Origin of the sequence: Commensalibacter sp. Nvir (assembly GCF_963921845.1) — a bacterium.
Taxonomy (GTDB): domain Bacteria; phylum Pseudomonadota; class Alphaproteobacteria; order Acetobacterales; family Acetobacteraceae; genus Commensalibacter.
Genome location: NZ_CAWUGZ010000131.1, coordinates 1 through 4,040 on the forward strand (window position 1 = coordinate 1; position 4,040 = coordinate 4,040).

The following is a 4,040-nucleotide window of genomic DNA, read 5'->3' on the forward strand; positions in this document are numbered from 1 at the left end:
ACCGCAGCACTTGTTGATCCACTATTGGTTACAGTGGCTTTAGACCCAGCATCACCCGTCGTTGTCGTGCCGACCGTTACCGTTGCAGCGGCCCCAGCGGCGCCTGTATCCCCCTTTTGTCCTTTATCTCCAATAACATAGTCCTTGCTCAAAGGAGCTTTAGCAACTCCAGCAGGGGCAATGATCACCGTTACGTTGAGTTCACGTTGTTCTCCGTTTTTGGTAGTTAAGGTAAATTGGAGGATGTCTTTGTTTCCCAACGTCCCTCCCCCTAGCAAAAACCGAAACGATTTGCCAAAAATTTCAAGGTTTTCCAAGATTAACGTTGTATCACCAAGGTTAGAGGAAATGGATACAATGGAGTCATTATCCTCTAAACGCTTGTAAAATAAAATCTCGTAATAAACCTTTTCCGTTGGCGCCTTAGGCATTAAAGCAATTTCGGAATTGGACAAGTCCCCTTCAGGCACAACAATATAGTTTGCTTCTTTTTTCGAAGCATCTTTGTATATATTCATAGTAATTCTCTGGGTTATAAAAGCGTTACTTGATCTCAATATTGATGTTAAGGTTAGCATAACGAGGGCTGGGCGTTTGAATGATATCCAACCCGTTTAGCCAACATTTCGCATTCCCAATAAAGGACGTCGAGTTGCTCTTAATGAGAAGATAACTGGTGCCGCTTAGCGTTTCTTCCGTCGTTCGGTCCCCATCAACATGGACGTCCCACAAAAAAACCTGATACATCAAAAGCCCAGTTCCCACAGTGTCCATAAATAAGTTGGCGTAGGCAAAGACAAAGCCTGTAGCAAAGTCCGCATTTCCCCCCAGCAACCAATGTTGCCCACTTGAGGGAAGGGTATTGAAGATACACCCTATAAATTGATACTTTCCGCCGTTCGTTGCCCAAGCCGCGATTTGATCCAAGTTTGACTTACTCAATTCATCCACTCGATCAATGGCAAACTCAACGCCATAAAATGAGCAATAAAAATTAGGAATTAAGCCATTTATGGCATACATTTGTGTATTGGTACGCACCCAGGTTGTTCCGTTATACGTGTTAACGTAATCCCACAAAATCACGATTTTAGGCCGTGCTAATCCAACACCGCTTAAATAAGTTGGACTTAAACAAAATGACCAGGTTTCGTCTGAGTTTCTATTCTTAATATCTGTTTTTATGCTCTCGTATTTCCCCGCATCGTCGTAGGGCATAAATTTTAAATAGCGCTCTCCAATGTCTAGCTCGCCTTTAATCGCAGCCTGTTTGCCATCAGGAGACCAATAATGCGTATCCTGATCCCGCAGATAAATCGTAACATTGGCATTGCCAGGGGTGCTGCTAATGGCTTTGGCAATAGAAAAGAAAGGTTTGTCCTTGCTGCCATCGCCGGTGTCATCCTTGCCTAAGGATGGCGACACATAGCGTTTAACGCTCACAACTTGGGTCGATACTTCCAATTTACCCTCAGAATTATAATACAAATTAGACGTTAAGGAATTTGAAAGAACAGGGTATCGCACCCAGCCGTTTTGTATTTCTGAGGAAGTTATGTCGTTTTGATTAGGATCCGCTGTGTTGCCATCTTGTACATTCTGCCACAACACCCAGGGTTTGGTGGTGTCACTGGATTGGAGGATAACCCCTGATGGATACCCTCCCTTCGCATCAGATATGGATTTATCAAATGTCTTAATGCCGCCAAGATAAAGATCTTCTAGATCCAAGTTGGTGCGGGCAGTATCCACGTTGGAAAGATCAGAGAGGTTGTTGTAAGTTTTCAACAATTCCCGATCATAACGCAGCCACGGATAAACAGTTTTCCCCTCAATATATCGCCCATACAAATGAACATTATCGTCAATTAAAAGCTGTATTCCTATCCCCAACGTGCTCTTAATGCTTAACACATAAAAACGTGCATTCACTCCACTAGGTTTGTTCACAGCACCCTTTTCAAAAAAGTAGAACCCATCTGCAACCGTGTTTAAATCTATTTTACCCGTGGTATCAACGAATTGGTTGAGATCCCCACCCCCTCGCAAAAAAGCAACTTTTGCGAGTAATTCGGTTTGAGAAAGCACCACTTCCCATTGCCCTAATTGATCCGTTTGCGGATCGGAAAAATTATCGTCTACCAAAGAGCGATAAATAACAACCTCCCCTGCAGCGTTGGCAACACTGACATACGCCCCCTCCGCATACCCGGTCCCGTTATCTTGATACCATACCGGAAACGTATGCTGCTGCCATTGCATGAGATTTGCTGTGATTATATTAAACAACCCATTAAAATCCCTTCGTTCAATAGCCTTGGCATTGACGTCGCCTGAGTTGAGATCGAGTTCATAATCTCCAGTGTAACCTTGTTGAAAGTTAACCCTTCCCTGATTATCCGTAACGGGCGGAAAGGTTTTATCCCCATGATGAGCAAACGGGACGTTAATTTTGGTTGGTGTATCGGTCATGGTAAGTTCCTTTAAAATGGTATGATTACGTCATACAAAAAGCCACCGAGTTGGTGGCTTCGCAGGTTAATTTTGATAATACAAAAGATATTTAAACAGCTTTAGAAAGGGTTGGATTTAAGTTTATCGATACTCTGCCGATAATTTGAGGTATTAACCTCAGCACTTTTCTCGTATCACGAGAAATTTAGGTAAGCTGATGAAACACTTAAACTTAAAGAAAACTTAAATGGTAGACAAAAGAAATGTATGGCAACGTTCGCCAGAGCCATTCCTCACATGCCTCAAAATGTCTTTGAAGCTATAGAAAAAAAATTCAAACCTACGTAGGGAATGAGGAATAAGTTTTATGGCATCTTCTTCAAATGGCTTTTGTGTAAAACCGCGGTCTATAAACAAAATTTTGTCTGAACTATCTAGCATTCGAAATAAATTATACCCAGAAAACCCCGATTACTTGCCTATCGAGTGGTTATTAGAAAAATTAGACGGTAAAACAATTTTATTTAATCACAGCACAATAGGGCAAATAAAAATACATTGCGTTGAAGAACAATTAATGAAAGATGCATACGGTAAAACCTTCCCTCGTAATAATGAAAATAAAATAGAAATCCACATTAAAGATAGTGTGTATATTAAAGCATGTGAAAAAGATAACAGAGCACGTTTTACAATCGCTCACGAAATTGCCCACGCTTTTTTACATGGAAATGAAAAAATAACATTTAATCAAAGAATTAACAAACTGACGCCTGCTTATTGTGATTCTGAGTGGCAAGCTAATACAGGAGCAGCATTTTTACTGTTACCACCTGATAAAGTCGAAAAATTTAAAGAACCAAAACTTTGTTCCCAACACTGTGGGATCTCTATTGAAGCATCAAAAATAACAATAAAAACATATCAAAAAAAAGGATTAATTATCATTTAAAAGACACTTATAAGAGTTTTAATCTCAATCTTTTATTTTTAGTGCTGTAACACTTCTTAAAAGATTGAGATTAAATGAACCCTTAGGTTAAAGACTAACGACCTGAGTGGAAATAGCCTAATAAGGATTACAAGCTTTTAACTAAAGATCCTTATTAGCAGAGTAAATGTTAGTCTTTACCTTTAAATGAAAGGAAAAGATTATGAAACATAATCTACCCCCTATAGATAAACATTACGTGTATACAACACACGTAACTGACCCTAAAACGGGTAAGATTCGATATGCCAAAGCTTATGGCATAAGAGCCTTTAGAATTTTAGTCAAAGATTGAAATTCTGTGTGCAAGTAAGCCTATTTTAGTCTCTAAGGTAGGCTTATTTCTTTACATTTAGTACAATTTTATCACAAAATCAATCAAATTAGAAAAAAATTCTTTTTTTTCTTGCAAAAATTTTTTTAAGCAGGTTTTTCCTTAATCACTGTATACGGCACGCCTGCAAGTTGAGGGAGGAAGCCACGGGTTCGATCGGCGAGCAGGGAAAAGCCGTTGGCAGAAATGGCGAAATTCTCACCCATGACGTAGGCCATGGTATTGGCGGGTGCAGGAGTGGCGAGCGTTTCCGAGGTAGTG

4 protein-coding genes are annotated in these 4,040 nt (G+C 40.1%); 2 read left to right on the plus strand and 2 right to left on the minus strand.

The features are described from left to right. Both AABE15_RS08365 and AABE15_RS08370 read right to left on the minus strand, forming a co-directional pair. A partial coding sequence (locus AABE15_RS08365; RefSeq protein ID WP_338330840.1) for a hypothetical protein occupies positions 1-518 on the minus strand: 518 nt, incomplete at its 3' end. 25 nt (positions 519-543) lie between these two features. After that, the gene (locus AABE15_RS08370) at positions 544-2,472 is read right to left on the minus strand and encodes a hypothetical protein (protein ID WP_338330841.1); all 1,929 of its coding nucleotides are present in this window, start codon (positions 2,470-2,472) and stop codon (positions 544-546) included. Between the two features lie 349 nt (positions 2,473-2,821). Here AABE15_RS08370 and AABE15_RS08375 point away from each other — a divergent pair, with 349 nt between their 5' ends. Beyond that, positions 2,822-3,406, plus strand: a complete 585-nt coding sequence (locus tag AABE15_RS08375) for an ImmA/IrrE family metallo-endopeptidase (RefSeq protein WP_338330842.1) — start codon at positions 2,822-2,824, stop codon at positions 3,404-3,406. A 202-nt stretch (positions 3,407-3,608) separates the two neighbouring features. After that, a complete protein-coding gene (locus tag AABE15_RS08380) occupies positions 3,609-3,740 on the plus strand; it encodes a hypothetical protein (protein WP_338330843.1) in 132 nt (43 codons plus the stop codon). The last annotated feature ends 300 nt before the right edge of the window (positions 3,741-4,040 follow it).

What these genes read in the sequence shown, in the direction of transcription:
- AABE15_RS08370 (WP_338330841.1), bottom strand. Translation starts at nt 2,472, where the DNA reads ATGACCGATACACCAACCAAAATTAACGTCCCGTTTGCTCATCATGGG.
- AABE15_RS08375 (WP_338330842.1), top strand. Translation starts at nt 2,822, where the DNA reads ATGGCATCTTCTTCAAATGGCTTTTGTGTAAAACCGCGGTCTATAAAC.
- AABE15_RS08380 (WP_338330843.1), top strand. Translation starts at nt 3,609, where the DNA reads ATGAAACATAATCTACCCCCTATAGATAAACATTACGTGTATACAACA.